Below are 235 nucleotides of genomic sequence, written 5' to 3'. Positions count from 1 at the left end.
CCGCATATCACGCTGGTGGTTCGCCGCACGCACTACTTGTCGATTTGCAACCAACTGTCGGCCGGCGAAATCTCCCTTGGCATCTGCTACACCGGCGACCTGCCCGCCAATGCCAAATGCAAAACCCTGCGTCGCAGCCGTTCGGTAATGGTGCGCGGCGATACCGAAAACACGCCCATGACCATGGACGACTACTGCGACCGTCCCCACGCGCTGGTGACCTTCGCCGGTGACC

General features: G+C 61.7%; 1 protein-coding gene. It reads left to right on the top strand.

Translation table 11 applies throughout. The annotated features are described in order from the left end of the window. Positions 1–235 (top strand): type 2 periplasmic-binding domain-containing protein (locus AC0IW9_RS31990; protein ID WP_471652303.1); only part of this gene is annotated, 235 nt, incomplete at both ends.

Source organism: Belnapia sp. AC561 (assembly GCF_979252845.1).
This window is presented reverse-complemented; position numbering and strand designations above follow the sequence as displayed.